This window comes from Pseudomonas sp. A-RE-22, assembly GCF_019956035.1.
In the GTDB taxonomy this organism is placed as follows: Bacteria; Pseudomonadota; Gammaproteobacteria; order Pseudomonadales; family Pseudomonadaceae; genus Aquipseudomonas; species Aquipseudomonas brassicacearum.
In genome coordinates this window covers 95,654-121,697 of record NZ_JAHBCZ010000001.1, presented here as the reverse complement: position 1 = coordinate 121,697, position 26,044 = coordinate 95,654, and the positions used below count along the sequence as shown (strand labels likewise).

Annotated in this window: 22 protein-coding genes and 2 tRNA genes; 5 read left to right on the top strand and 19 right to left on the bottom strand. The window is 61.6% G+C overall.

The genetic code is table 11. The features are described from left to right. Positions 1 to 82: 82 nt before the first annotated feature. The 4 genes from KGA89_RS00565 to rimO form a co-directional block, all read right to left on the bottom strand. On the bottom strand, positions 83 to 544 hold the full coding sequence (locus KGA89_RS00565) for a DUF1456 family protein (RefSeq protein ID WP_003198373.1): 462 nt from the start codon (positions 542 to 544) through the stop codon (positions 83 to 85). Between the two features lie 57 nt (positions 545 to 601). Beyond that, positions 602 to 1,312 (bottom strand): rRNA pseudouridine synthase, encoded by a 711-nt coding sequence (locus tag KGA89_RS00560; RefSeq protein WP_003198375.1) that lies wholly within the window; start codon positions 1,310 to 1,312, stop codon positions 602 to 604. Between the two features lie 83 nt (positions 1,313 to 1,395). Beyond that, the gene (locus tag KGA89_RS00555) at positions 1,396 to 1,869 is read right to left on the bottom strand and encodes a GNAT family N-acetyltransferase (protein WP_003198377.1); all 474 of its coding nucleotides are present in this window, start codon (positions 1,867 to 1,869) and stop codon (positions 1,396 to 1,398) included. Positions 1,870 to 2,097: 228 nt separating this feature from the next. Then, positions 2,098 to 3,438, bottom strand: a complete 1,341-nt coding sequence (gene rimO / locus KGA89_RS00550; protein WP_003198379.1) for a 30S ribosomal protein S12 methylthiotransferase RimO — start codon at positions 3,436 to 3,438, stop codon at positions 2,098 to 2,100. 333 nt (positions 3,439 to 3,771) lie between these two features. Here rimO and KGA89_RS00545 point away from each other — a divergent pair, with 333 nt between their 5' ends. Then, positions 3,772 to 5,613, top strand: coding sequence for a potassium transporter Kup (locus KGA89_RS00545; RefSeq protein ID WP_373557702.1), 1,842 nt, complete (start codon positions 3,772 to 3,774; stop codon positions 5,611 to 5,613). A 261-nt stretch (positions 5,614 to 5,874) separates the two neighbouring features. Here the strand turns inward: KGA89_RS00545 and KGA89_RS00540 are convergent, their stop codons facing one another. The 4 genes from KGA89_RS00540 to KGA89_RS00525 all read right to left on the bottom strand — a co-directional run bounded on the left by KGA89_RS00540 (position 5,875) and on the right by KGA89_RS00525 (position 10,344). Continuing rightward, on the bottom strand, positions 5,875 to 7,164 hold the full coding sequence (locus KGA89_RS00540) for a virulence factor family protein (RefSeq protein ID WP_003198382.1): 1,290 nt from the start codon (positions 7,162 to 7,164) through the stop codon (positions 5,875 to 5,877). Next, positions 7,164 to 9,806: a bifunctional lysylphosphatidylglycerol flippase/synthetase MprF gene (gene mprF / locus KGA89_RS00535; RefSeq protein WP_223470197.1), complete on the bottom strand. Its 2,643-nt coding sequence runs from the start codon at positions 9,804 to 9,806 to the stop codon at positions 7,164 to 7,166. Before mprF ends, KGA89_RS00540 begins: the two co-directional genes overlap by 1 nt. A 153-nt stretch (positions 9,807 to 9,959) precedes the next feature. Continuing rightward, positions 9,960 to 10,036: transfer RNA gene (locus KGA89_RS00530), tRNA-Met, on the bottom strand. 231 nt (positions 10,037 to 10,267) lie between these two features. Beyond that, a tRNA-Met gene (locus KGA89_RS00525) sits at positions 10,268 to 10,344 on the bottom strand. A 287-nt stretch (positions 10,345 to 10,631) separates the two neighbouring features. On the opposite strand from KGA89_RS00525, the gene dinB reads away from it, so the two are divergent. Then, positions 10,632 to 11,693 carry a DNA polymerase IV gene (gene dinB / locus KGA89_RS00520; RefSeq protein ID WP_003198386.1) on the top strand — a complete coding sequence of 354 codons (1,062 nt, stop codon included), beginning with the start codon at positions 10,632 to 10,634 and terminating at the stop codon, positions 11,691 to 11,693. Positions 11,694 to 11,847: 154 nt separating this feature from the next. Here the strand turns inward: dinB and KGA89_RS00515 are convergent, their stop codons facing one another. The 4 genes from KGA89_RS00515 to KGA89_RS00500 all read right to left on the bottom strand — a co-directional run bounded on the left by KGA89_RS00515 (position 11,848) and on the right by KGA89_RS00500 (position 16,645). Beyond that, positions 11,848 to 12,801, bottom strand: coding sequence for a hypothetical protein (locus tag KGA89_RS00515; RefSeq protein ID WP_223470196.1), 954 nt, complete (start codon positions 12,799 to 12,801; stop codon positions 11,848 to 11,850). Positions 12,802 to 12,818: 17 nt separating this feature from the next. Next, complete coding sequence (locus KGA89_RS00510) at positions 12,819 to 14,534, bottom strand: proline--tRNA ligase (RefSeq protein WP_003198389.1); 1,716 nt, start codon at positions 14,532 to 14,534, stop codon at positions 12,819 to 12,821. 129 nt (positions 14,535 to 14,663) lie between these two features. Further along, complete coding sequence (locus KGA89_RS00505; protein WP_003198391.1) at positions 14,664 to 16,223, bottom strand: AmpG family muropeptide MFS transporter; 1,560 nt, start codon at positions 16,221 to 16,223, stop codon at positions 14,664 to 14,666. Positions 16,224 to 16,267: 44 nt separating this feature from the next. Further along, a complete protein-coding gene (locus tag KGA89_RS00500) occupies positions 16,268 to 16,645 on the bottom strand; it encodes an MGMT family protein (protein ID WP_411740633.1) in 378 nt (125 codons plus the stop codon). Positions 16,646 to 16,781: 136 nt separating this feature from the next. Between KGA89_RS00500 and KGA89_RS00495 the strand changes: the two genes are divergently transcribed. Next, positions 16,782 to 17,789: a DUF481 domain-containing protein gene (locus KGA89_RS00495; protein ID WP_223470194.1), complete on the top strand. Its 1,008-nt coding sequence runs from the start codon at positions 16,782 to 16,784 to the stop codon at positions 17,787 to 17,789. 131 nt (positions 17,790 to 17,920) lie between these two features. Here the strand turns inward: KGA89_RS00495 and KGA89_RS00490 are convergent, their stop codons facing one another. Further along, positions 17,921 to 18,130 (bottom strand): cold-shock protein, encoded by a 210-nt coding sequence (locus tag KGA89_RS00490; RefSeq protein WP_002554837.1) that lies wholly within the window; start codon positions 18,128 to 18,130, stop codon positions 17,921 to 17,923. 354 nt (positions 18,131 to 18,484) lie between these two features. Here KGA89_RS00490 and dcd point away from each other — a divergent pair, with 354 nt between their 5' ends. Continuing rightward, positions 18,485 to 19,051 (top strand): dCTP deaminase, encoded by a 567-nt coding sequence (gene dcd / locus KGA89_RS00485; protein WP_003184751.1) that lies wholly within the window; start codon positions 18,485 to 18,487, stop codon positions 19,049 to 19,051. 102 nt (positions 19,052 to 19,153) lie between these two features. Beyond that, positions 19,154 to 19,360 carry a hypothetical protein gene (locus tag KGA89_RS00480; protein WP_003184748.1) on the top strand — a complete coding sequence of 69 codons (207 nt, stop codon included), beginning with the start codon at positions 19,154 to 19,156 and terminating at the stop codon, positions 19,358 to 19,360. Between the two features lie 36 nt (positions 19,361 to 19,396). Here KGA89_RS00480 and pdeM read toward each other — a convergent pair whose 3' ends face one another. The 6 genes from pdeM to KGA89_RS00450 all read right to left on the bottom strand — a co-directional run bounded on the left by pdeM (position 19,397) and on the right by KGA89_RS00450 (position 26,032). Continuing rightward, positions 19,397 to 20,053, bottom strand: a complete 657-nt coding sequence (pdeM, locus tag KGA89_RS00475; protein WP_013692411.1) for a ligase-associated DNA damage response endonuclease PdeM — start codon at positions 20,051 to 20,053, stop codon at positions 19,397 to 19,399. Next, the gene (locus KGA89_RS00470) at positions 20,053 to 22,539 is read right to left on the bottom strand and encodes a ligase-associated DNA damage response DEXH box helicase (protein WP_003198399.1); all 2,487 of its coding nucleotides are present in this window, start codon (positions 22,537 to 22,539) and stop codon (positions 20,053 to 20,055) included. The genes pdeM and KGA89_RS00470 overlap by 1 nt, the downstream gene beginning before the upstream one ends. A gap of 133 nt (positions 22,540 to 22,672) precedes the next feature. Then, positions 22,673 to 23,437: an ABC transporter ATP-binding protein gene (locus KGA89_RS00465; protein ID WP_003198401.1), complete on the bottom strand. Its 765-nt coding sequence runs from the start codon at positions 23,435 to 23,437 to the stop codon at positions 22,673 to 22,675. A gap of 13 nt (positions 23,438 to 23,450) precedes the next feature. Next, the gene (locus KGA89_RS00460) at positions 23,451 to 24,569 is read right to left on the bottom strand and encodes a succinylglutamate desuccinylase/aspartoacylase family protein (protein WP_003198402.1); all 1,119 of its coding nucleotides are present in this window, start codon (positions 24,567 to 24,569) and stop codon (positions 23,451 to 23,453) included. Positions 24,570 to 24,596: 27 nt separating this feature from the next. Continuing rightward, a complete protein-coding gene (locus tag KGA89_RS00455; protein WP_003198404.1) occupies positions 24,597 to 25,307 on the bottom strand; it encodes an ABC transporter permease in 711 nt (236 codons plus the stop codon). Next, positions 25,304 to 26,032: an ABC transporter permease gene (locus KGA89_RS00450; RefSeq protein WP_003198406.1), complete on the bottom strand. Its 729-nt coding sequence runs from the start codon at positions 26,030 to 26,032 to the stop codon at positions 25,304 to 25,306. Before KGA89_RS00450 ends, KGA89_RS00455 begins: the two co-directional genes overlap by 4 nt. Between the last annotated feature and the right edge of the window lie 12 nt (positions 26,033 to 26,044).

Below are 26,044 nucleotides of genomic sequence, written 5' to 3'. Positions count from 1 at the left end.
CGCTTTTGGGGACGCGGAGCGTTCCCGGGCTGCGTTCCCCACGCAGAGCGTGGGAACGATCAGGTTCAGCAGCCCTTCAAGGTCAGCCGCGCACGCGCAGCGTCAGGCCCTTGAGGAAATTGCGCAGCAACTGGTCGCCACACGGGCGGTAGTTGGTGTGGCCGAACTTGCGGAACAGCGCGCTCAGTTCCGGCTTGGACACCGGGAACTCGGCGGCCTTGAGGATGGCGTGCATGTCGTCTTCCTTCAGCTCGAAGGCCACTCGCAGTTTCTTGAGGATGATGTTGTTGGTCACCGGCACTTCGATCGGCTGCGGCGGACGGCTTTCGTCCTTGCCACGCTTGAAGATCACCAGGCCATCGAGAAAATGCGCCATGACCTCGTCAGGGCAGAACACGAAGCCTTCTTCCTCGTCTTTCTTGAGGTAGCCCGTCAGGTCCGCCAGGGAGACTTCCAGTCCGCCCAGCTTGATGATCTCGATGACTTTCTTGTCGCTGATGTCGAGCATGTAGCGCACGCTGCGCAGTACGTCGTTGTGAATCATGTGTGCAGTCCTGATCAATCGGCAGTGGGCGCCCCGGTTCGGTGCGGCGCCGGAAAATTAGAATTTCTCTTTGGCAGAGAGGTAGCGCCACTGGCCCAGCGGCACCTTGCCGATGGACACGCCGCCGATGCGAATGCGGCGAATGGCGACGACCTTGAGCCCGACCGCCTGGCAAAACAGAGCGATCACGCCGGGCTGTGGGTTTTTCATGGCAAAGCGCAGGCGGTTCTCGTTCTGCCAGCTGGCCTTGACCGCCGGCAGCTCCTTGCCCTTGTAGGTCAAGCCATGGTTCAGGCGATTGAGGCCATGGGCGACCATCTCGCCTTCGACTTCCACCACGTATTCCTGCTCGATCTTGGCGGCGTCGGCGGTGAGCTTGCGCAAGATTTTCCAGTCCTGGGTGAACACCAGCAGCCCGCTGGCGTTGGCCTGCAGGTCGGCGCTGGCGGTCAGGCGCAGGAAATGGCCCTTGAGCGGGCGTTTGCCGAAGCGATGTTCTTCGCTCAGGGTCTGCGGTCCGAGGGAGGCCATGGCAGTGTCCACATCCGTGCCGGCCGGGACGTTGAGCAGGAGCGTCACCGGTTCCGGCGCGGTGGCCTTGGCCTCGGGGTCGAGTTCGACCTTCTGGGTGGTGACCTTGAACTGCGGCTCATCGATCACTTCGCCATCCACGGTGACCCAGCCGCCCTCGATGAACAGCTCAGCCTCCCGACGGGAACAGCCGACGAGTTCGATGAGGCGTTTGGAGAGACGAATCGGGTCAGTCATGACGGGGGCCGTAACAAAAAGAGGGTGGGCATTGTACCTGCCTGGCGCCGGTTAATCGCGGGTCCATTTGCCTCATGCCGCTTTTAGCCGCGCCCAGCCTTCAGGTCGGGCTGCTTGTAGCGCATGTGCAGCAGCGGGTAGGGTTGGTTCATGCCATCTTTTGCCGAACGCCCGACCACTTCGAAGCCTTGCTTGAGGTAAAAGCCCAGGGCTTGCGGGTTCTGCTCGTTGACGTCCAGTTGATCGGCGTTCAGGTGTTCCATGGCGTAGCGCAGCAGTTGCTTGCCCAGGCCCTGGCCACGGTGCTGCGGGTCGATGAAGAGCATCTCGATCTTGCCGGCCGCGACGCCGGCGAAACCGGTGATCCGCTGGCGCGCGTCCCGGGTGCAGATGAGCATCACCGCATCCAGGTAACGGGTGAGCACCAGGTTTTTCAGCAGCTCGATGTAGCTGTCCGGCAGGAAGTCGTGAGTGGCTCGTACCGATGCCTCCCACACCTGGGTCAGTTCCTGGTAATCGCTCGGTTTCGGTGTGTGGATGACCGAATGCTGACGCATGCCCGCCTGTTCCTTGTGCTGGATATCTCCATACGATAGCTGCAAAAAAGCCCCGCATCTTGTGATGATGACGGGGCTTTTCAATTTTTCGGCTTGTGAAAACACCTGTGGGAGCCGAGCTTGCTCGCGATGGCGTCGTGTCAGCCAATGTTGATGTTGGCTGATGCACCGCTATCGCGAGCAAGCTCGGCTCCCACAGGTGTCACATTGAATCTGTGAAGCCGCGGATCAACCGATCTGCTCAGCCCACAAATCGTACTCATCGGCGTCGGTCACCTTGCACCAGACTTTGTCGCCCGGCTTGAGGTTGCTGCCATTGTCGATGAAGACGTTGCCGTCGATTTCCGGAGCGTCGAAGAAGCAGCGGCCCACCGCGCCTTGCTCGTCCACTTCATCCACCAGCACTTCGATTTCACGGCCGATGCGCATTTGCAGGCGCGCCGAGCTGATGGCCTGCTGGTGCGCCATGAAACGCTCCCAACGGTCCTGCTTGACGTCGTCCGGCACCACGTCCAGGTCCAGGTCGTTGGCCGGTGCGCCTTCGACAGGGGAGTACTGGAAGCAGCCGACGCGGTCGAGCTGGGCTTCGGTCAGCCAGTCCAGCAGGTACTGGAAGTCTTCCTCGGTTTCACCGGGGAAGCCGACGATGAAGGTCGAACGGATAATCAGGTCCGGGCAGATCTCGCGCCAGTTCTTGATGCGGGCCAGGGTCTTGTCTTCGAACGCCGGGCGCTTCATGGCCTTGAGGACTTTCGGGCTGGCGTGCTGGAACGGGATGTCCAGGTACGGCAGGATCTTGCCGGCGGCCATCAGAGGGATCAGTTCGTCGACGTGCGGGTATGGGTAGACGTAATGCAGGCGAACCCAGACGCCGAGGGTGCTGAGGGCTTCGCACAGTTCGGTCATGCGGGTTTTCACCGGCGCGCCGTTCCAGAAACCGGTGCGGTATTTCACGTCGACGCCGTAGGCGCTGGTGTCCTGGGAGATTACCAGCAGTTCCTTGACGCCGGCCTTGACCAGGCGCTGGGCCTCGTCGAGCACATCGCCCACCGGGCGGCTCACCAGCTTGCCGCGCATCGACGGGATGATGCAGAAGCTGCAGCTGTGGTTGCAGCCTTCGGAAATCTTCAGGTAGGCATAGTGGCGCGGGGTCAGCTTGATGCCTTGTGGCGGCACCAGGTCGATCAGCGGGTTATGGTCCTGGCGTGGCGGCACCACGTCGTGCACGGCGTTGACCACCTGCTCGTACTGCTGCGGACCGGTCACGGACAACACGCTCGGGTGCACGTTGCGGATGTTGCCTTCTTCCACACCCATGCAGCCGGTGACGATGACCTTGCCGTTTTCCTTGATGGCTTCGCCGATCACCTCCAGGGATTCGGCCTTGGCCGAGTCGATGAAGCCGCAGGTGTTGACCACAACCACGTCGGCGTCCTGATAGGTGGACACAACGTCATAGCCTTCCATGCGCAACTGGGTCAGGATGCGCTCGGAGTCGACCAGAGCCTTCGGGCAACCCAGGGATACGAAGCCAACCTTCGGATTGGCTGGCGCGGTAGTGGTGGACATGTCTAACCTCGGTGTAGGGGGATCGTCTCTTGCCGAGACAGGGCGCCTGGCGCGCCTCTGATCAAAAAGTGCGCAATTCTATCTGTGGCCGGGCTGCTTGACCAGCTTTATACCGGGAAATGCGACGAGTGCTGCGCTATGCTTCGCGCCTTTGCGTTCTGACGATTGCTACAGTCAACAAAACGTCTGTAACAATACGTAAAACAGCGCATGCTGCCTCAACAAAGCATAGTGCTTCGTTCAAGAAGCCAGGTCTGGAATCAGGAGTGTTGGATGGGTCATGCAAGTAGTCAGGCGGTGGGTGCCGAGCATTCGGCAGCGAAACCGCTGAGCATGCTGGTCGCGGCGGTCGGAGTGGTTTATGGCGACATCGGCACGAGCCCGCTGTACACCCTCAAGGAAGTGTTTTCCGGTGCCTACGGCGTACCTGTCAACCACGATGGGGTGCTGGGGATCCTCTCGCTGATTTTCTGGTCGCTGATCTGGGTCGTGTCGATCAAGTACATGATGTTCGTCCTGCGCGCCGACAACCAGGGTGAGGGCGGGATCATGGCGCTCACCGCCCTGGCGCGGCGGGCAGCGGCGGGGCGGGCGCGGTTGCGCAAATTGCTGGTGGTCTGCGGCTTGATCGGGGCGGCGTTGTTCTATGGCGACAGCATGATCACCCCGGCGATTTCCGTGCTCTCGGCGATCGAAGGCGTTGGCCTGGCGTTCGAGGGCATCGATCATTGGGTCGTGCCACTGTCCTTGGTCGTGCTGGTAGGGCTCTTTATCATCCAGCGCCACGGTACCGCACGGATCGGCATCCTGTTCGGCCCGATCATGGTCACCTGGTTCCTGGTGCTCGGCGCGCTCGGTGTCTACGGCATCAGCCAACACCCGGAAGTGTTGCAGGCGTTGAACCCAGTCTGGGCCGTGCGTTTCTTCGTCGTCCATTCGGGCATGGGCGTGGCGATCCTCGGCGCCGTGGTGCTGGCGCTGACCGGTGCCGAAGCGCTGTACGCCGACATGGGCCACTTCGGGCGCAAACCCATTGCACGGGCCTGGTTCATCCTGGTGCTGCCGGCGCTGGTACTCAATTATTTCGGTCAGGGCGCGTTGTTGCTGGGTGACCCGGAAGCGGCGCGCAACCCGTTCTATCTGTTGGCACCGAGCTGGGCGCTGATTCCGCTGGTGGGTCTGTCGACCCTGGCCACGGTGATCGCTTCGCAAGCGGTGATTTCCGGCGCATTCTCCCTGACGCGCCAGGCGATCCAGCTCGGCTACATCCCGCGCATGTATATCCAGCACACCTCCAGCGCCGAGCAGGGCCAGATCTACATCGGTGCGGTGAACTGGTCACTGATGGTTGGCGTGGTGCTGCTGGTGCTGGGTTTCGAATCTTCCGGCGCATTGGCTTCGGCCTATGGCGTGGCCGTGACCGGTACCATGCTGATGACCACGATCCTGGTCTCGGCGGTCATGCTGTTGTTGTGGAAATGGCCGCCGCTGCTGGCGGTGCCGGTATTGATCGGTTTCCTGCTGGTCGATGGCCTGTACTTTGCCGCTAACGTGCCGAAAATCGTTCAGGGCGGCGCTTTCCCGGTGATCGCCGGTATCGCCTTGTTTGTGTTGATGACCACCTGGAAGCGCGGCAAGCAATTGCTGGTGGAGCGCCTGGACGAAGGCGCGCTGCCGCTGCCGATCTTCATCAGCAGTATTCGCGTGCAACCGCCCCATCGCGTACAGGGCACAGCCGTGTTCCTGACCGCACGTTCGGACGCCGTGCCCCATGCGCTGTTGCACAACCTGCTGCACAACCAGGTGCTGCATGAGCAAGTGGTGCTGCTGACGGTGGTGTACGAAGACATCCCCCGGGTACCGCCGCAGCGGCGCTTCGAGGTCGATGCCTATGGCGAAGGCTTCTTCCGGGTGATCCTGCATTTTGGCTTCACCGACGAGCCGGACGTCCCGCAGGCACTCAAGCTCTGCCATCTGGATGACCTGGACTTCAGCCCGATGCGCACCACCTACTTCCTCAGCCGCGAAACGGTCATCGCGTCGAAACTCGAAGGTATGGCGCGCTGGCGCGAGGCGTTGTTCGCCTTCATGTTGAAGAACGCCAACGGCAATCTGCGCTTCTTCAATCTTCCGTTGAACCGGGTGATTGAACTGGGGACGCAGGTGGAGATGTAGCGACCAGAAAACAAAAAGCCCTCGTTGCCTTGCGGCGGCGGGGGCTTTTTTGTCGGTCGCACAAATGCAAGATGACCAGTGAACCTTTGTGGGAGCGAGCCTGCTCGCGATGGTTGTGGGTCAGTTGGCAGTTATGTTGACTGTGCTGCCGTCATCGCGAGCAGGCTCGCTCCCACAAGGGGCCCTATGTGCAGTCGAGCTGGCACAAAAAAGCCCCGGTAACCGTAAGGTTGCCGGGGCTTTTCTCTGTTCTGCGTCAGATCACTGTTCGGTTGTCTTGTTCTGCCGCTTGTTGATCTCATCGATCAGGCGCTTGGCCAGGGCCGGGTAATTTTCGTCGAAGTGGTGGCCGCCAGGCAGCTTGATGGCCTCGCCCACGGCGGTCTTGTCGGTACAGCCGCTTTCGTCGGCTTCTTCACCGCCGTAGATGCACACCACTTTCTCGGCTGGCAGCTTGGCCATTTCCGGGCCGGTGGCGGCTTCCGTGCCGGCGTTACCGAGCCAGCCTTCGACTTCGATCTCGAAGCTGCCTGTGCGGGCGAAAGCCAGCAGGATGATCGCATCGACCCGCTGTTGTTCGGTGGCTGGCAGGCGATTGTAGATGGCTGGCAACACGTCGGCACCGAAGGAGTAGCCGGTCAGGACGAAGCGCTTGGTGCCCCAGACCTGACGGTAGTGCTGCATCAGTTCGGTCAGATCCGCCGCGCTTTGCTCCGGGCTCTTGTGCTGCCAGTAGTAGCGCAGGGTGTCGATGCCGACCACTGGGTAGCCAATCTTGGCCATTTCATCGGCCACGTCGCGGTCCAGGTCGCGCCAGCCGCCGTCTCCGGAGAGAAACAGGGTCACGGTATCCCGCGTCTGGCTGGCTGGGACTTCCACCACCGGGATGCTCAGGCCACCCTTGGCCTTGTCAGTGCCGACCAGGATCTTGCGCAGCTCGTTGTTCAGTACTTGCGGCAGGTTGATGTCGTAGTCGCTGATGCTGGTCTCGGCATTCCGCTGATCGCGTACGAAGCCGGCGCTGGTGTCGTCGGGGTTATCGTTCCAGGCCACCAGCCAGTGGCCGTGGGCTGCGCTTTTGGGCAGCAAGTGTGTGCAGCCGGGTTTTTCCAGGGCCAGGTCCACCGACACGGCCTTGGCCTTGTCATCCTTCTGCTCGGCCAGCCAGCGCCAGGCCAGCACGGCGCCAGGGCCGATGCCGCTGACCAGCGTGGCTGGCCCTTGGAGCTGCCGCAGGCCCGTCTGCAGGGCGCGACCTTGCAACATGCAGTCCTTGGGCAGGATCACTTGGACGATCTGCGCCGAGCCGCTGCGGCTGAGGGTCGTCAACTGCGTGTCGCTGAGCTTCTGGTCTTCATTGACCGCCACCAGCACCTGGGCGCGCGGCTTGGTGCCGGGGATGACCCGCGTCATCGCCACGCCATCGGTGGGCGCCAGCTGTTCCAGGGTTGGTTGCGGGGCCGGGCGTTTCAAGTACCAGTAACCGCCACCGAGAATTACCGCCAGCACCAGCAGGGCGGCCACTACGTATCGCCAGGAGCGTTGCATCATCAGCGTTTCACCAATCCAGTCAGGCCGCCTGCAATCAGGGCGGCGGTATCAGCCAGCGCCACCAGCGGATCGAGTCCGGCGGGCACGGCCATGTAGCGAGGTTCCCAGTCAGGCTGGAATTTGTCTTTGAAGCGGCGCAGCCCCTGGAAGTTATAGAGCTGCTCGCCACGGCGGAACACCATCGAACCCAGGCGTTGGGTCAACGGTGCGCCGCGACGCGGTTGCAGGCCCGACAGCGGGACCATGCCGAGGCTGAAGCGGGCGTAGTCATGGTTTTTGTAATGCTGGATGAGGCCGACCATCATGAATTCCATGGTCAGTTTCGGGGCTTCGGGGTGGGCGCGCATCAGGTCGAGGCTGGCCAGTTCGTGACTGTGGGTTTCCAGCAGGTTGGCGAACGCCACCGGCCGGCCCTCGAAACGAATTACCGCGATGCGGAAATGCTTGAGGTAGTCATCGCTGAAACGGCCCAGGGAGAAACCTTTCTCACGCACGTTCTTGCCGGTCAGCCAGGCATCGGAAATGACCTTGAGCTCATCCATCGGCGCCTGGCCCGGTTCATGGATCTCCAGCGACAGGCCGTCACGTGTGCCGCGGTTCCAGGTGTAGCGCAGGTCCTTCATCTCCTTGCCCTTGGCTTCGAGATCGAAACGCTTGAGGTCGACCCGTGCTTCCTCGCCCAGCTTGATGGCTGTCAGGCCGATGTCCATGTAGTACGGCAGGTTCTCTGCACGTACCTGATAGAACACGGGGCGGGCATGGTGGATGTCACACAGGTCGCGGAACTGCCAGATCATTTCAGCCCGTTGCTGGGTAGGACCGATCGGGTCGTACAACGCCACCAGGCTGCGACCACGGCGGGCGTACATCAGGAACGCTTCGTCATTGGGGTGAAACAGCAACGCCTTGTCGCCGGTCAGGGCCAGGCCGCCGTCGGGTTGCGAAGACGTCATGAGAATCGTCTTGGCCCGCTCCAGTTCTTCTGCCGTCGGCAAATGGATCACCGGTCGCGCGGTGCGCAGCAACCAGGTCAGGGACACCACCACCAGCAGCACCGCGGCGCCCAGCAGGGAGCGCAGGCCGCGAGGGGCGTCGGCGTCGAGAGTGAACTGCCACCAGAGTTGATGGCTGTAGGGCACATCCTGGTAAGCAAACAGCAGCAGCCAGATCGACGCGCCGAGCACGCAGATACTGGCGATCAGGAACAGCGGGGAAAAGGGCAGTTCAGTCAGGCGACTCGGACGATAGAAGGAGCGCCGGAACACCGCCAGCAGGGTGGCCGTCAGCGTCAGTAGCGTGGCTTCTTCCCAGTCAAAACCCTTGAGCAGCGAGAGCAGGGCGCCGACCAGGAGCAAGACCGTGGTCAGCATCCAGGCGGCCGACAGGCGACGGCGCAGGCCTTGGGCGAGCAACAGGCACAACACGCCCACCAGGCTGGCGCCGAAGTGCGAAGCGTCGACCAGCCGATGAGGGATAAGGAAGCCGATGTGCTCCAGGCGGGTGTCGATTTCCGGCGTTACCCCGGAAAACAACAGCACGACACCTGAGAGGAACACCAGCACCGCCAGGATTGGCGCCGCGAAACCCGATGCCGCCCGCAGGGTCTGGCGCGTCTGGAACAGCCGTTGCGCCTCATTGATCAGCAACAGTACGCAGGCCACCAGCATCGGCAGCAGCACGTAGATCAAGCGATACAGCAACAGCGCGGCGGCCAGTGGCGCGGCCCCGAGTTTGTCGGCGAACGCGGCCAGCAGGATCGCTTCGAACACCCCGACACCGCCCGGTACGTGGCTGAGCACCCCGGCAGCCAGCGCCAGCAGGTACACCAGCAGGAAGGCGCCGAACGGCGGCGCTTCGGGCAGCAACAGATACAACACGGTGGCGGCGGCGGCGACATCCAGCGCGGTGATTACCAATTGCAGGAAGGTCAGGCGTCGGCCCGGCAGGCGCAGCGTGCGGCGCCCGGCTTTTACCAGCAGGCTGTCGCGATGAGGCTGTTCCGGCAGGCGTCGACGATAGATGCCGACGGCCAACACGCTGGTGAGCAGCAGCACCGCGACGGAAATGGTCCCCAGCAAAGCCGCAGGCAGGTGCAGCGCGGTGGACGCGGCGGGCAGGTTGCTGAGCGTCGCCAGGGCCGCCAGCGGCGGCAACGCGCAGCCCAGGGACAGGCTGGCGAACAGCGTCATGTGGGCGACATCCGAGGCCCCCAGGCCATGACGCGCATACAGACGGTAGCGAACCGAGCCGCCCGACAGCAGTGACAGGCCAATGGCATTGCCGATGGCGAACGCGGTGAATCCACCCAGGACCATGGTTTGTGGCGGCAGTGTCACCCTGGCATAACGGCTGGCGGACCACTCGTAGCCTAAAAGAATGATGAAGCCGGCTACCGTGGCGGCGATCGCGCCCAGCAGGGCCGGTCGTGGCACTTCCAGAATTGAATCATGCAGGGCGTAAAGATCGAGCTCGCTCAGCAAGTGGCGACAGGCAATCAAGGCAATCGCAAACAGCAGCAACGTTACCGCGAGACCAATAGGCTGGCGGTATTGACTGATCCGATCCAGCCAGCGCAATCGTTCGGCCTTGATCGGTTGTGTCGCAGTAACAGGGTCTTGCGGGTCAGACGAGTGGGCGCGCATCAATCACCTCTTGAGCTATGCGCGACAGGATGGGGGTATCCAGCCAAGTTACCAATCCCCGCGGAGGAAAATAATTACAAAATCTTTGTAATGTAGGGCTTTTTTCGCCAGACACAAAAAAGGCCACTCTTTCGAGCAGCCTTTCTTGATATTTGGTTGCGGGAGCCGGATTTGAACCGACGACCTTCGGGTTATGAGCCCGACGAGCTACCAGACTGCTCCATCCCGCGTCTGTGTGGCGGCATTCTACAGGCGAACGCCCGAGTGTCAACCGTTAAAAGGTAATGGGCTCAAATAAACCCTCGATCCGCCCCTTGTCTTCCTAAACGCTCGGAATTTAAAGGAAATTGTCCTACAACTGGTTGTGGGTAGGATGGCGTAGGCGGCGACTCTCTGATCAGGCAGTCAAAAACGGGCACGCACAAAAAAGGCCACTCTTTCGAGTAGCCTTTTTTGATGTTTGGTTGCGGGAGCCGGATTTGAACCGACGACCTTCGGGTTATGAGCCCGACGAGCTACCAGACTGCTCCATCCCGCGTCTGTGTGGCGGCATTCTACAGAGAATCGCGCGGCTGTCAACCCTGGCTATATAAAAAACTGTTCCGCTTCAAGTGCTTAGCCTTGGAGAAAGGCATTGTGACAGCGCTGTGACGCAAGCCTGGCAAGGGTTGAAGCTCTATTGGAGGCTTCATTGCGATTGAAGAAGTAAATTTGTGTAGGCACTTTCGGGTCTCGACGAAGGATCTTTTAAACTACTGGTGCTATATACAGGTGCCGGTGCGATACTGGTGGCCCCGATTCGTCGCACACTCTGCTGCTTTATTTATGACGCAACGTAAGATCATCCATGTCGACTGTGATTGTTTCTATGCCGCCATCGAGATGCGCGATGACCCGCGGCTGGCCGGCAAACCCTTGGCGGTGGGAGGCTCGGCGGATCGGCGGGGCGTGATTGCCACCTGTAACTACGAAGCGCGGGCCTACGGAGTGCGCTCGGCCATGTCTTCCGGCCACGCCTTGAAGCTTTGCCCGGACCTCACCATCGTCAAGCCACGAATGGATGCCTATCGGGAAGCGTCGAAGGAAATTCATACGATTTTCAGCGATTACACTGACCTGATCGAGCCGCTGTCGCTGGACGAGGCCTACCTGGACGTCTCTGCCAGTGCCCATTTCGGTGGCAGCGCCACGCGCATCGCCCAGGATATTCGCCGGCGGGTTTCCAACCAGTTGCACATCACCGTGTCCGCAGGCGTCGCGCCGAACAAGTTCCTGGCCAAGATCGCCAGTGACTGGAAAAAGCCCAACGGGTTGTTCGTCATCACCCCCGACCAGGTCGATGACTTTGTTTCGGCCCTGCCGGTCAGCAAGCTCCACGGTGTTGGAAAGGTCACCGCCGATAAGCTGAACCGGCTCGGCATCGTCGATTGCCTGCAGTTGCGCCAATGGGACAAGTTGGCGCTGGTGCGCGAATTTGGCAGTTTCGGTGAGCGGCTCTGGAGCCTGGCTCGTGGGATCGATGAGCGGCTGGTGCACAACGACAGCCGACGTCAGTCCATCAGTGTGGAAAACACCTACGATGTCGACCTGCCCGACCTGGTGAGTTGCCTCGCCAAGCTGCCGGAACTGATGGAAACCCTCAACGGACGCATGGCGCGGATCGACAGCAGTTATCGACCGGGCAAACCATTCGTCAAAGTGAAATTCCACGACTTCACCCAAACCACACTGGAACAGGCCGGGGCAGGGCGGGACCTGGGCAGCTACCAGCTGCTGTTGACCCAGGCGTTCAACCGGGGCGGCAAGCCGGTGCGGTTATTGGGGATAGGGGTGCGGCTGGAGGATTTGCGCGGTGGGTTTGAGCAGTTGGAGTTGTTTGAGCGGTGAGGTTGACGATGAGCCCCTGCTTGGCGCGGTCCTGGTGGCAAGGGAATCCTGGGGAGCAAAGCTTGCTCGCGATGGCATCCTTGAGACCGCTATCGCGGGCAAGCCTTGCTCCCACAGGTCTTGCCCTCACACAACCCCTTGCCATAGGGGGATTTCAGTTAACGCCAGGATCCGCCACCAACCGCCCGCCATCCTTGGTCAGTGCTTTCATGAATTCGGCCTGCAACTCCGGATCATTGCGGGTCAGTTCGATCAGGCTCTGCTCCAGTTCGCTGGCCTCTTCTTCAAGTCCCAGCTCCGACAGGCGCTTGACTCGATGCACCCATTGGCTCACCTCGTCATCTTCCAGGTCGTCGTAGATCAACGCGTGGGCTTCCAGCAGCTTGCTGCGCAAGGTGCTGCTGATGCTCAGGGATGAGTCGGTGTGCACTTCGTCCTGGGCATCTGTCACGCTGATCTGCAATTTGCCGAACTGGCTCAGGTCCTGCTCGGCGAACGGGCTTTCCAGCAGGTTCAAGCGCAGCACGCCGTTACGGTCGGTGCTCAGCTCGAAGGTCTGTCGGGCGGCCTTGACCTCCACCGGGCGTTCGCTCCAAGGCAGACTCGAGTGTTCCGTACGCTTGTCGCGCTGGACTTCGTCGATGCCCGCCAGGTTCTGCTGGGCACGGCCATGGGAAGGGACGTTCATGAACGGGTTGAGCCCGGCGAAACCGTAGCTGATCCAGTCACGGGTCACGGTGTCCGGCAGATTGCCGAGGGCGAACACATTGACCACGTTTGCGCCGACACCCGCTACTACCGCCACCGCGCCCAGGGGGACCTCGTAAATTTCCCGCCAGGGTTGGTACGGCGTGTAGCGATCGTAATGGCGAGTGACCTCGAATTCAGTGACTTCGAAGGTCTTCTGCTCATTGATTCGCACCCGACGCTGCGGCAGGTCGAGCACCTTGGGTTCGCCCACGTCGATCTGCAGGCTGTGGTCGAGCAATTTGCGCTCGACCCGCTCTTCGTGCTCGCTGCGTTGTGACATTTGGTTGGCACAGCCGCTGACCAGCAGGGCGCCGCACAGGGCGGCGCCACCGAGGCCTAAGGTGTTTCGCTTGAACATGACGTCTCTATCTGGTGTCAGCGGCGGATACGGGCCTGGAGGAACGACAGCACGTCGGCGACCGGCAGCGCTTGCGGCTCGGCCTCGGTGCGGCTCTTGTATTCCAGGTTGCCTTCGGCCAGGCCACGATCACTGACGACGATCCGATGCGGGATGCCGATCAGTTCCATGTCCGCGAACTTGATGCCGGGGCTGGTTTTCTTGTCGCGGTCGTCGAGCAGCACTTCGAAGCCGGCGGCCGTCAGTTCGGCGTAGAGCTTGTCGGTGGCTTCACGCACCAGGTCGGTTTCATAGCGCAGCGGCACCAGGGCAATCTGGAAAGGCGCCAGCGTGTCGCTCCAGATGATGCCTTTCTCGTCGTTGTTCTGCTCGATGGCGGCAGCCACCACGCGGGAAACGCCGATGCCGTAGCAACCCATTTCCAGGGTGACCGGCTTGCCGTTTTCGCCCAGCACTTCGCACTTCATCGCCTTGCTGTACTTGTTGCCCAGCTGGAAGATGTGCCCGACTTCGATGCCTCGCTTGATTTCCAGGGTGCCCTTGCCGTCCGGGCTCGGGTCGCCGGCCACGACGTTGCGCAGGTCCGCGACGGTTGGAACCGGCAGGTCGCGTTCCCAGTTCACGCCGAAATAGTGCTTGTCGTCGACGTTGGCGCCGATGGCGAAGTCGCTCATCAGTTCCACCGAGCGGTCGATGATGATCGGCAGTGGCAGGTTCAACGGGCCGAGAGAACCGGCACCGGCACCGATGGCGTCGCGCAGGTCGGCTTCGGTAGCCATGACCAGCGGGCTGGCGACGCCTGGCTGGTTGGCGGCCTTGATTTCATTGAGCTCGTGGTCGCCACGGACGATCAGGGCAATCAGCTTGCCTTCCTCTTCGGCCCGCACGATCAGGGTCTTGATGGTGCGCTCGATTGGCAGATTGTAGCCTTCCACCAGTTGGGCAATGGTCTTGGCGTTCGGCGTGTCCACCAGGCGCAACTCTTCGGTCGGCGCGGCGCGGGAGGTTTCCCGTGGCACGGCTTCGGCTTTCTCGATGTTGGCGGCGTAGTCGGAGCCATTGCTGAAGACGATGTCGTCTTCGCCGGACTCGGCCAGTACATGGAATTCGTGGGAGCCGGCGCCGCCGATGGAGCCGTTGTCGGCTTCAACCGGACGGAATTTCAGGCCCAGGCGGGTGAAAATGTTGCAGTACGCCTGGTGCATGCGGTCGTAGGTGATCTGTAGCGAAGCCAGGTCGGCGTGGAAGGAGTAGGAATCCTTCATGATGAATTCGCGACCGCGCATCAGGCCGAAGCGTGGACGGATTTCGTCACGGAATTTGGTCTGGATCTGATACAGGTTGATCGGCAGCTGCTTGTAGCTGCTCAACTCGTTGCGCATCAGGTCGGTGATCACTTCTTCGTGAGTCGGGCCTGCACAGAAGTCGCGACCGTGACGGTCTTTGATGCGCAGCAGCTCAGGGCCGTATTCTTCCCAGCGCCCCGATTCCTGCCACAGCTCGGCCGGTTGGGTGCCCGGCATCAACACTTCCAGAGAACCGGCAGCGTCCATCTCTTCGCGAACGATGGCTTCCACCTTGCGCATGACCCGCAGGCCCATCGGCAGCCAGGTGTACAGGCCCGAGGCGAGTTTGCGGATCATGCCGGCACGCAGCATCAACTGATGGCTGATCACGACGGCGTCGGAAGGCGTTTCTTTCTGTGTGGCGAGCAAATATTGACTGGTGCGCATGGTTGGCCGTTGTCGGTTGCTGATGACGAGAAGTGACGGAGCATTGTACGGGCGAGATGCCTTGGCGTACAGGCGCGTGGGCGGTCGCCCGATGCGAACGCCGGTTTCCCCGGCGTTTTCTGAAGTTTCCTACGACTCTTCCGCAGGCCGGGTGGGCGTCGGTTCCGCAGTGGGTGTCGAGCCCTGGCGACGGTTCTCCTGGAACCAGTGCAAGGCGATCAGCAACAGGGTCGGAACGCCCAGCAACGCGGTGATCAGGAAGAAGTTGTGATAGCCGAACTTCTCCACCATCACGCCTGAATAACCACCGATCAGGCGTGGCAGCAACAGCATGATCGAGCTGAGCAGGGCGTATTGGGTGGCGGAGAATTTCAGGTTGGTCAGGCTCGACAGGTAGGCGACGAACGCCGAAGTGGCCAGGCCGGAGCTGAAGTTGTCCAGGGAGATGGTGACAATCAACATCTTCAGGTCGGCGCCCATGTCGGTGAGCATCAGGAAGAGGATGTTGGTGCCGGCCGAGGCGACACCGCCGATGAACAGGATGGGCAGGATACCGAAACGTACGATCAGCAGGCCGCCCATGCCGGCACCGACGAGGGTCATGATCAACCCGAAAATCTTGCTGACGCTGGCGATCTGGTCCTTGGTGAACCCCTGGTCGATGTAGAACACGTTGGCCATGACGCCCATGACGGTGTCAGACATCCGATAGGTCGCGATCAGCCCGAGCAGCAGCAGGGCCTGCCAGCGGTAACGCAGGATGAAATCGTTGACCGGCGTCAGCACCGGTGCCAATCCGCGGCGGCCCACAGCCGAGAGGCATAGGGCGGTCAGGATGATATAGAGGATGGCTCGCAGGAATGCGCGGTCTTCGAGCAGCAGGTCGAGCAGGCTGACGCCCTCGAACAGCACGCTGGCGAAGTCGGTGTTGTAGAGCTGGGTGAACATCGCCGGGACAGACACCAGCAGCACGATCAGCACGAACACCGACGCCAGTTGATGGGCGAACGAGTAGCGTCCGGCCTGCAGTTGAGTGCGCAGCGGCACCGGCGGTTCGCGCATGAACAGCGAGGTGAGCAGCGCCGGGACCATCAATACGCCGAACAGCAGGTAGGTGCCGGCCCAGGCCGAGTGTTTGTAGCTGAAGCCGGTGGAGCCAAACCCTTCGGCGAAGAACAGGGCGCCGGCGGTGGCCAGCAGTGCCGCGATGCGGTAGCCGGACATGTAGCTGGCGGCGAGGGCGGCCTGGCGGGTGTCGTCGGCGATCTCCAGGCGATAGGCGTCGACGGCGATGTCCTGCGTCGCAGAGGCGAAAGCCACGATAACGGCGATGGCGATCAACCATGACAGGTGTTTCTGTGGGTCGCAGAAACCCATGCCGATCAGGCCGAGGATCACCAGGCCTTGGGAGAGCACCAGCCATGAACGCCGACGCCCGAGTTTACCCAGCAGCGGCAGGCGCCATTGGTCGAGCAGCGGCGACCAGACCCACTTAAAGGCGTATGCCAGGCCGATCAGGCTCGCGTAGCCAATGGTTTCGCGAGCCACACCGGCTTCGCGCAACCAGACCGAAAGCGTGGAAAACACCAGCATGTACGGCAAGCCGGCGGCGAAGCCAAGCAGCAACAGCACGAGCGTCGAGGGACTGGCATAGGCGGCGAGGGCGGCGCGCCAGGTTTTACGGGGCATGGGCTGGAGTCTGCCTCAAAAATTGCGAAAACAAAGCGCGCACTCTAACCGCTGTGCTCTACCGGGCGCCAGCCATGGCGCTGAATATCAACACGATTGTTCAGGACGCTGATCCCTTCCATGCGCAGGCGTGCGCGCTGTTCATCCCCTGAGGCGCTGCCCACCGGCAGGCTGATCCGACCGCCGGCACCCAATACCCGATGCCAGGGCAGTTTCGTGTCGTTCGGCAATTGGCTGAGGGTCCGCCCGACCCAACGCGCCGCGCGCCCCAGGCCGGCCATTTCAGCCAGTTGGCCATAGGTGACTACCTTGCCCGCTGGCACCTGTGCCAGGGTCAGGTAAAGGGTGGTGCGGCGGATTTGGGCGGCGTTCTCGGTGTCCGCTGGGGTATCGGTCACGTAAAGGGTTCCTGAAATGGGGATGTCCGTCTGTAGATTAATTCCTACTGGGCTGATTGAGAAATGAACTCATCACCCTTACGCGGGTCAGTCCTTGCTGAGGTGTCATCCTGGGGGATAATGCCGCCTTTTCACCGCAAACTTGAGCCCTTTATCGCTTATGTTGTCTAGAACCCTGCTTTGCCTGGCTGTTGCCAGTGCCTCCATGCCCTTGCTTGCCGACACAGTCTGGTTGAAGAATGGGGACAAACTCAGTGGCAAGATTACCGTTTTTGATGGCGGCAAGTTGCTGATCCAGACCGATTACGCCGGCGCGATTCCCATCGACTGGAAACAGGTCAAGACGCTGGAAAGTGATCAGCAACTCTTGGTCAAGCAGGATGCTTATACCGGCGAGAAAGCCAAGGCGCTGCATGCGGCCGAGGATGGCAAGGTCACCTTGGCCAACGGTGATGCGCCCAAGACTGTCGATCTGGCCAGTATCCAGCAGATCCTCAAGCCCAAGCCGGTGGTCGAGGATCTGGTGTGGAAGGGCAACATCGATGCCGCGCTGGATTACCAGCGTGCGGAAAAAGATACCGACGACTACGACATCGACTTCAAGACTTCGGCGCGCCACGGCAGATGGCGGCACACCGCCGAGGGTGAATACAACCGTGAGTTCCAGGACGATGTGGTTTCCGCCGATAACTGGCGCCTGGAATATTCCCTCGACCGGTTCCTGACGGACAAATGGTTCTGGCAAGGCCGCCTGAACTACAAGCGCGACAAAGTCGAAGACCTGGCGCGTCAGCGCGTGGTGGGTACCGGTCCGGGTTATCAGTTCTGGGATGACGAGCTGGGCGCGTTCTCGCTGGGCTCGCTGTTGAACCGCACCGACTATGAATACCGCGACGGCGGCAAGGACAACTTCTATTCCGTCGCCATGAAGTGGGACTACAACCGCTACCTGATTGGCAAGCGCGTCGAGTTCTTCACCAACGGCGAAGTGGGCAAGCCACTGTCCGACGTGGCGGATTACGCCTATGACGCTGAAGTGGGGCTGCGCTACAAGGTTACCGATTGGGCGTCGCTCAACCTCAAGGCTGAGAAGGATGTCATTGAAGGCACCGAAGACAGCGACTTGAGCAAGACGCGCTACACGGCTGGGTTTGGCGTGACCTGGTAAACCCAGGCGAGTAACAAATCCTGTGGGAGCGAGCAAGCTCGCTCCCACATTATTTTTTGTGCCTGCAAAACAGACAGGCACAAAAAAGCCCCGCTTTTGAGGGCGGGGCCTTTTACTAAAGCAAGGACAAGTTAGATAACTTGAACTTCTTCAGCTTGCATGCCTTTCTGACCGCGGGTAGCGATGAAAGAAACCTGTTGGCCTTCTTTCAGGCTTTTGAAGCCGTCGGATTGGATAGCTTTGAAGTGAACGAACAGGTCGTCACCGGATTGTGGGGTGATGAAGCCGAAGCCTTTTTCATCGTTGAACCACTTAACGGTACCGGTTTGGCGATTAGACATGGTGTAACTCCTTGAACAAAGATAACTGCGACTCAGGAAGAACCCTGGCCGAGACTGAGTGCAAAGAGCAGGAAAAATTCTTGTAGATGGTTGGATCGAAATTCAACATATCGTGTAGAGATTCTCAGTGACACAAGCAGCACAGTGGCGCCACCTTAACCCTTTTTCCAGAATGTGCCAATGGTCTTTGCGAAGGTTTCTCTTATTTGGTGACTGACGGCGCGGGCGATGGCCGGCAGGACCCGGAAATCAAGGCGGATCGGCGAGATTTGCGTACCGCGCTTTGAACTCGGACCCGCGCCCCAGTAAGATGCCGGACGTATTTTTTCCACCTCGCTATTTCAGGAAACCGCCATGAGCATCAAATCGGACAAGTGGATTCGCCGCATGGCGCAAGAGCACGGCATGATCGAGCCCTTCGTCGAACGCCAGATGCGTGGCGAAGGCGCCGACCGGCTGATCTCCTTCGGTGTCTCCAGCTACGGCTACGACGTGCGCTGCGCCGACGAATTCAAGGTGTTCACCAATATCAATTCGGCCACCGTCGACCCGAAGAACTTCGATGAGAAGAGCTTCGTCGACGTCAAGAGCGACGTTTGCATCATCCCGCCGAACTCCTTCGCCCTGGCGCGCACCGTCGAGTACTTCCGCATTCCGCGCAACGTGCTGACCATCTGCCTGGGCAAGAGTACCTACGCCCGTTGCGGCATCATCGTCAACGTCACGCCGCTGGAACCCGAGTGGGAAGGCCACGTGACCCTGGAATTCTCCAACACCACGACCCTGCCAGCGAAAATCTACGCCAACGAGGGTGTGGCGCAGATGCTGTTCCTGGAATCCGATGAAGAATGTGAAGTTTCCTACAAGGATCGTGGCGGCAAGTACCAGGGCCAGCGCGGTGTGACACTGCCGCGTACCTGAATCTGACGAGCTGTTGGAATTCCTGGGCGGGCAGACACTCTATTGCGTGTACTGCCCGTTTTTGTGCGTCAGCGCAGCGGGCCTTCGCTCAGGAGTTGCTCTATGAAGATCGATCCGCGAATCAGTGCCGAACTGGCAAGGCTTGAGCCCAATCAGATCGGCGTCATGGCCTGGTCATTGCTGGCCCATCCTGTCGAAGCGGCGGGCGGCATCCCTGGCCAGCCCGATCCCGATACCCCCAACGAACAACCTACCGAACCCGGCGAGCCTACCCTGCCGGACGAGCCGCCTCCTGCGCCTGTTGCCTGATGAGACGATGGCCCGCCAGCGATAGCACAGAGTGCTTCAGTTGACGGGCCATATTTCGTTATCGCCGATGACAAAAATTCTGCAATCGCTGTCTTGCTCGACTCGATAACCGCCCGTGAACGCACCGAAGGCCGGCAGCAGGCTGATTTCGCTGCCCAGCCGAAAGCAGGCCAGGCGCAGGCGTTGCCGGCCCTTGCCGCTCAGGTGGTAGACCGGGTGCACGTGACCGGCCAGCACATGGCGGCTGGGGTGTGGGGCAGGCTCGTGTTGCACGGCGAAAGGGCCCAGAAGCAACGGCTCCGGTACGACGCGAATGTTCAGCGCTTGCGGCGGGTCACCGGCGCGTTTGTCGTGGTTGCCACGAATCAGCGTCATGGCCAAGTGCGGATGTCGCTCACGCCAGTCGGAAAGTGCCTTCAAGGTGCCGGGCGCATGAGAGCCGGGACCGTGGAGAAAATCCCCGAGAAAAATCAACTGTCGGCACGGCAGGCTGGCCAGCAATGCATCCAGTACTGCGATGTTGCTGGCGGTGGTGCCGTGGGGCACCGGTTGCCCGAGGCTGCGATAGGCGGCGGCCTTGCCGAAATGAACATCGGCCACCATCAGGGTTTCCTGGGCGGGCCAGTACACGGCTTTTTCCGGGAGCAACCAGAGTTCTTCGCCGGCCAGGCTGATGGGGTAAGGCGCTGGCATCAGGCGTCACCGCGATCGGCAGTCTTTTCCAGTTCGCTGACCATCCGCCGGATGCGGTCGGCGAGCTTTTCCGAACTCATGCTTTCCCGGAATCGCTCCACCTGCAGCGCAAACCCGAGCGGGGTGGGGCGCTTGATCACGTGCAGGTCCAGCTTCAAGGTATTGAGGCGTTGCAAGGTCTGCTCCAGTCGATGGATATCCAATTCTTCGCGCAAGACTTCCTCCCCAGCCTGGGCCAGCAAGAGATTGTTGGCGTCGTATTGCTTGAACACCTGGAAGAACAACCCGCTGGACGCCTGGACTTGCCGGGTGCTTTTCGGCGCACCGGGGTAACCGGCGAAGACCAGCCCGGCGATCCGGGCGATTTCGCGGAAGCGCCTGAGGGCCAATTCCCCGGCATTCAGGCTCGCGAGCACGTCGGTCAGCAGATGATCGACGCTCAGCAGGCCCGGGGTCAGGTATTGCGACCAATCCACTGCCGTGGCACTGAGCAGTTCCAGGCCGTAGTCGTTGACCGCAATGGAAAATGTCAGCGGCTGTTGCCGGCTGACACGCCAGGCCAGCAGGCTGGCCAGGCCCAGATGAACCTGGCGTCCGGCAAACGGGTAGAGGAATAGGTGCCAGCCTTCCCGGGACTTGAGGGCTTCGGCCAGCAATGTGCTTTGCGTGGGCAAACCGGACCAGCGTTGTTGGGTCAAGAGCAGGGGCTGTACGGCGTGCATCTCCGGGCCCTCGAAGCGGCCCGCGGCGGCTTCGCTCAGACGGGCCACGACGGCGGCGGCCAGTTCGCTGGAGAGCGGCATGCGCCCGCCGTTCCAGCGCGGCACAGCGGCCTTCCTGGCCTGGCTGCGTCGCACGTAGGCGGTCATGTCCTCGACCCGGACCAATTCCAGCAACCGCCCGGCGAACAGGAAACCGTCACCGGGGCGCAGACGGGCGATGAAGCCTTCCTCTACGCTACCCAGGATCTTGCCGCCTCCGCCCTTGCTCCAGAACTTCAATTGCAGGCTGGCATCGCTGACGATGGTGCCGATGCTCATGCGGTGACGCCGGGCCAGGCGTGCGTCAGGCACTCGCCAGATCCCGTGTTCGTCCGGTTCGACGCGTCGGTAATCGGGGTAGGCGGTCAATGACAGGCCGCCATGGCGCACAAACGCCAGGGCCCAGGCCCATTCGGCCGGGTTGAGGTCGCGGTAGGCCCAGGCACCTCGCACTTCCTCGAACAATTCGTCGGGAACGAAGCCGCCACCCAGGGCCATGCTCACCAAGTGCTGCACCAGGACATCCAGCGGCTTGTGGGGCGATTCGCGCGGTTCGATGCGCCGTTGGGCCACGGCGTCCTGCGCGGCGGCGGCCTCGATCAATTCCAGGCTGTGGGTCGGCACCAGCGTCACCCGCGAGGTCCGGCCCGGTGCGTGGCCGGAGCGCCCGGCCCGTTGCATCAGTCGGGCTACGCCCTTGGCCGAGCCGATCTGCAGCACCCGTTCCACTGGCAGGAAGTCCACCCCCAGGTCCAGGCTGGACGTGCAGACCACCGCTTTGAGCTGGCCGTCCTTCAATGCCTGTTCCACCCAATCCCGGGTGTCACGCGACAGCGAGCCATGGTGCAGGGCGATCAGCCCGGCCCAATCGGGTCGCGCCTCAAGAAGCGCCTGATACCAGATTTCCGATTGTGCCCGGGTGTTGGTGAAGACCAGGCAACTGCTGCTGGCGTCGATTTCGGCTACGACCTGAGGCAGCATCTTCAGGCCGATATGCCCGGCCCACGGGAAACGTTCGAGGGTCGGGGGTAACAGCGTGTCGACCCGCAGCGCCTTGCCATCGGCCCCCCGCACGCTGATCCCGTTACCTTGCGGGATCAATACCTGTTCGGCGTGGGCCTGGTTGCCCAGGGTCGCGGAGACGCCCCAGACGATGAGTTCGGGGTGCCAGCGCCGCAAGCGCGCCAGGGCCAGTTGCAATTGCACACCACGTTTGTTGCCGAGCAACTCGTGCCATTCATCCACCACGACCATGCGCAGGGTCGAGACGGCGGCGTGCGCATCGGCCCGGGCGAGGATCAGGGTGAGGCTTTCGGGGGTGGTGATCAGCGTGGTGGGCAGGCGCCGGCCCTGGCGGGCGCGTTCGTTGGCGCTGGTATCGCCGGTGCGCAGGCCGACGCTCCATGGCAGGTGCAGGTCTGCCAGGGGGGCTTCGAGGGCTTTGCCGGTGTCGGCCGCCAATGCGCGCATCGGCGTGATCCACAGGACAGTCAGTGGTTCGGCCGGCGGTTTACGTTTGCGCGGTTTATCCAGCGGCGGTGCCGGCCGTGCGAAACGGTTGAGGGCGGCAAACCAGACGGCGTAGGTCTTGCCGGCACCGGTATTGGCATGCAGCAGCCCGGATTCCCCCCGCTTGACCGCGGCCCATACCTGCTTCTGAAAGGCGAACGGCTTCCAGCCGCGGGCATCGAACCACTGTTTCGCGAAATTGTTGGATGTCGCCATGCCTGCCGTGTGCGCCCTGAACGTCTTCTTTCAGTGACCACGGCGGGATGCGAAAGGTTTTATGCAGGATATCGTGGTGAGCGTCCCTGGCGACATTCCCACGCAGGAGCGTGGGAACGATCGAACCCGAGGTTTATTTCAGGTTGCCACTGAGAAACTGCTTGAGTCGTTCGCTGGTGGGATTGCCCAGCACGTCTTCCGGCCTGCCTTCTTCTTCCACCAGGCCCTGGTGCAGGAACAGCACCTGGTTCGAGACTTTGCGGGCGAAGCTCATTTCGTGGGTCACCATGATCATGGTCCGGCCTTCCTCAGCCAGGCCCTGGATCACCTTCAGTACTTCACCCACCAGCTCCGGGTCCAGGGCCGAGGTGGGTTCGTCGAACAGCATCACCTCCGGCTCCATCGCCAGGGCGCGGGCAATGGCCACGCGCTGTTGCTGGCCGCCGGAGAGGAACGCCGGGTATTGCTCGGCGACCCGTGCCGGCAGGCCGACCTTGTCGAGATAACGACGGGCGCGGTCGTCGGCTTCCTGCTTGCTGACCCCCAGCACCCGGCGTGGCGCCATGGTGATGTTTTCCAGCACGGTCATGTGGCTCCACAGGTTGAAGTGTTGGAACACCATGGCCAGGCGCGTGCGGATGCGTTGCAGTTCGTCGGCGTCGGCCACGTGCATGCCGTGGCGGTCCTTGATCATCTGGATCGGCTGGCCGTCCAGGCTCATGGCGCCGTCGTTGGGTTGTTCGAGGAAGTTGATGCAGCGCAAAAAGGTACTTTTGCCTGAGCCGCTGGCGCCAATGAGGCTGATGACGTCGCCGGTCTTGGCCTTGAGCGAAACGCCCTTGAGCACTTCATGTTCGCCATAGCTTTTATGCAGGCCTTCGATGGTCAGTTTGTACATGGAGCATGCATCCTCAAGGCGAAAGTAGGTAGCCGCTGCGATAGGCTTCGGTGCCGGCGACATGGGCGATCACCATGCCGGCCGTGGCCATGCGGCGTAGCGAACGGGCGTATAGCAGCCCGGCGTTACGGCAATGAACGGGGGTGACGGTGTCGTTGACCGGGTCGATGACTTCCGCGATCAACTGCCCCGCCTCCAGGTATTCGCCAGGCAGGGCGCTGTAGACCAGCAATCCACCCACGGGCGTTGCCACCGGCTCGACAGCGGCCAGCGGCGTGGCCGGGTAAGGCAGCTCGGGCATGGGCATCGGTTCGCCGTCGATGGCGCCGAAACGGATCAGGTATTCGATCAAGGCCTGGCAGTCCAGGCTCGCCAGCCCGTGGTTGACGTCACCCTGGCCACGCAATTCCACGGTGACCGAAAAGCTGCCCAGGGGAATCTCGAAGCGTTCGCCGAAGCGTTCCTTGAGTTGCCACCAGAGCAGGGTGAAGCATTCGTCGAACGACTGGCCGCCCGAATCGGTCGCCAGCAGGCAGGCTTCGGCGCCGATGTAGCGGGCCAGCGGTTCGACCTGTGGCCAGGCTTCGGGTGTGGTGTAGAGGTGGGCCACGGCTTCGAAGTCGCAATGCAGGTCCAGCACCATGTCGGCGTCGCAGGCCAGCCGTTGCAGGGCCAGGCGCAGGGATTGCAATTGCGTGCCTGGGGTCTGCCGGGCGAGGGCGTCGCGCAGGCTGGTGCGGATCAGCATCAGGTTGTGCTGCGGATCGTCGGTGAGCAGGTCCTGGATTTCGTTGCCGATCTCTTCGCTCAGGTCGACGAAGCGGCGGTTGAAGTTCTGCCCGCTCTCGGTTTCGTAGCGGCCCAGGGGCACGTCCATCAGCACTTGTTCGAGGCCGATAGGGTTGGCGACGGGCACCAGCACGATCTCGTGCCGCAGGTGGCCCGACGCTTCGAGTTCGGCCAGGCGCTGCTTGAGGTGCCAGGCGACCAGCATGCCCGGCAGCTCATCGGCGTGCAGGGACGACTGGATATAGATTTTGCCGACGGCTTTTTCCGGGCCGAAGTGAAAGCTGTGGATCTTGCGTGCGGTCCCCGGTACCGGGGCCAGCAGGTCATGGATCTGGTGGCGCATTTGCGTGTGTGTCCTGGAACAAAAGCCCTAGTGGGTCGGCCCGAGAAAGGCCAGCCAGCGGCGTTCGGCGAGGCGGAAGAGGCCCACCAGTGCAAAGGTGACGGTCAGGTAGATCAACGCGGCGATCCCGAACGACTGGAACGTCAGGAATGTCGCCGAGTTGGCGTCCCGGGCCACTTTCAGCACGTCTGGAACGGTAGCGGTGAACGCCACGGTCGTCGAGTGCAGCATCAAGATGACTTCGTTGCTGTAATACGGCAGCGAGCGGCGCAACGCCGACGGCATGATCACGTAGGTGTACAGCTTCCAACCGGTCAGGCCGTAGGCCTTGGCCGCCTCGACTTCGCCATGGTTCATGCTGCGAATCGCCCCGGCGAAAATTTCCGTGGTGTAGGCGCAGGTGTTCAAGGCGAAGGCCAGGATCGTGCAGTTCATCGCGTCGCGAAAGAAACTGTCGAGCATGGGCTGGGCGCGCACCGCCGCGATGCTGTAGATGCCGGTGTAGCAGATCAGCAGTTGGATATAGAGCGGCGTACCACGGAACAGGTAGGTGTAGAACTGCACCGGCCAGCGGACGTAGAACTTGGGTGAAACCCGGGCGATGGACAGCGGGATCGACACCAGGAAACCGATCAGCAGCGAGGCGCTGAGCAGCCACAGGGTCATGGCCAGGCCCGTGACGTTGACGCCATCGCTGTAAAGGAATGGCCGCCAGTATTCTTGCAGAAGTTCGATCATCGCACCGCCTCCCGGGCTCCGGCGGCATAGCGGCGTTCAAGCCAGCGCAGGATGAAGTTGGACGCGCTGGTGATCAGCAGATAGATCAGTGCCGCCAGTACCAGGAAGTAGAACAGCTGGTAGGTGCTCTTGCCCGCATCCTGGGCGGCCTTGACCAGATCGGCCAGGCCGATGATCGACACCAGCGCGGTGGCCTTGAGCATCACCATCCAGTTGTTGCCGATACCCGGCAGGGCAAAGCGCATCATTTGTGGAAACACCACGAAGCGAAAGCGCTGGCCACGTTTGAGGCCATACGCGGTGGCGGCTTCGACCTGGCCTCGGGGGACCGCGAGGATCGCGCCGCGAAAGGTTTCGGTGAAGTACGCGCCATAGATGAAGCCCAGGGTAATCACCCCGGCGCCGAATGGGTCGATCTCGATGTATTCCCATTCCATGAAGTCGGTAAGCGAGGTCAGCCAGGTTTGCAGGCTGTAGAAGATCAGCAGCATCAGCACCAGGTCCGGCACGCCGCGGATCAGCGTGGTGTAGAGCTGGGCAGGGATTCGCAGCAGTTTGACGCTGGACAGCTTGGCACTGGCGCCCAGCAGGCCGAGCAAGACGCTCAGCAACAGGGACAGGGCCGACAGCTTGATGGTCATCCAGGTACCTTGCATCAGCAGCGGGCCAAAGCCCTGCAGGCTGAAGGCGGAGAGCCCCAGATTTTGTAGGAGTTGTTCGAACATGGAAGAAAGCCT

Bases quoted from the DNA above. Each gene is read 5' to 3' on its own strand.
- KGA89_RS00565 (WP_003198373.1), bottom strand. From the start codon at position 544: ATGATTCACAACGACGTACTGCGCAGCGTGCGCTACATGCTCGACATC.
- KGA89_RS00560 (WP_003198375.1), bottom strand. From the start codon at position 1,312: ATGACTGACCCGATTCGTCTCTCCAAACGCCTCATCGAACTCGTCGGC.
- KGA89_RS00555 (WP_003198377.1), bottom strand. From the start codon at position 1,869: ATGCGTCAGCATTCGGTCATCCACACACCGAAACCGAGCGATTACCAG.
- rimO (WP_003198379.1), bottom strand. From the start codon at position 3,438: ATGTCCACCACTACCGCGCCAGCCAATCCGAAGGTTGGCTTCGTATCC.
- KGA89_RS00545 (WP_373557702.1), top strand. From the start codon at position 3,772: ATGCTGGTCGCGGCGGTCGGAGTGGTTTATGGCGACATCGGCACGAGC.
- KGA89_RS00540 (WP_003198382.1), bottom strand. From the start codon at position 7,164: ATGATGCAACGCTCCTGGCGATACGTAGTGGCCGCCCTGCTGGTGCTG.
- mprF (WP_223470197.1), bottom strand. From the start codon at position 9,806: ATGCGCGCCCACTCGTCTGACCCGCAAGACCCTGTTACTGCGACACAA.
- dinB (WP_003198386.1), top strand. From the start codon at position 10,632: ATGACGCAACGTAAGATCATCCATGTCGACTGTGATTGTTTCTATGCC.
- KGA89_RS00515 (WP_223470196.1), bottom strand. From the start codon at position 12,801: ATGTTCAAGCGAAACACCTTAGGCCTCGGTGGCGCCGCCCTGTGCGGC.
- KGA89_RS00510 (WP_003198389.1), bottom strand. From the start codon at position 14,534: ATGCGCACCAGTCAATATTTGCTCGCCACACAGAAAGAAACGCCTTCC.
- KGA89_RS00505 (WP_003198391.1), bottom strand. From the start codon at position 16,223: ATGCCCCGTAAAACCTGGCGCGCCGCCCTCGCCGCCTATGCCAGTCCC.
- KGA89_RS00495 (WP_223470194.1), top strand. From the start codon at position 16,782: ATGTTGTCTAGAACCCTGCTTTGCCTGGCTGTTGCCAGTGCCTCCATG.
- KGA89_RS00490 (WP_002554837.1), bottom strand. From the start codon at position 18,130: ATGTCTAATCGCCAAACCGGTACCGTTAAGTGGTTCAACGATGAAAAA.
- dcd (WP_003184751.1), top strand. From the start codon at position 18,485: ATGAGCATCAAATCGGACAAGTGGATTCGCCGCATGGCGCAAGAGCAC.
- KGA89_RS00480 (WP_003184748.1), top strand. From the start codon at position 19,154: ATGAAGATCGATCCGCGAATCAGTGCCGAACTGGCAAGGCTTGAGCCC.
- pdeM (WP_013692411.1), bottom strand. From the start codon at position 20,053: ATGCCAGCGCCTTACCCCATCAGCCTGGCCGGCGAAGAACTCTGGTTG.
- KGA89_RS00470 (WP_003198399.1), bottom strand. From the start codon at position 22,539: ATGGCGACATCCAACAATTTCGCGAAACAGTGGTTCGATGCCCGCGGC.
- KGA89_RS00465 (WP_003198401.1), bottom strand. From the start codon at position 23,437: ATGTACAAACTGACCATCGAAGGCCTGCATAAAAGCTATGGCGAACAT.
- KGA89_RS00460 (WP_003198402.1), bottom strand. From the start codon at position 24,569: ATGCGCCACCAGATCCATGACCTGCTGGCCCCGGTACCGGGGACCGCA.
- KGA89_RS00455 (WP_003198404.1), bottom strand. From the start codon at position 25,307: ATGATCGAACTTCTGCAAGAATACTGGCGGCCATTCCTTTACAGCGAT.
- KGA89_RS00450 (WP_003198406.1), bottom strand. From the start codon at position 26,032: ATGTTCGAACAACTCCTACAAAATCTGGGGCTCTCCGCCTTCAGCCTG.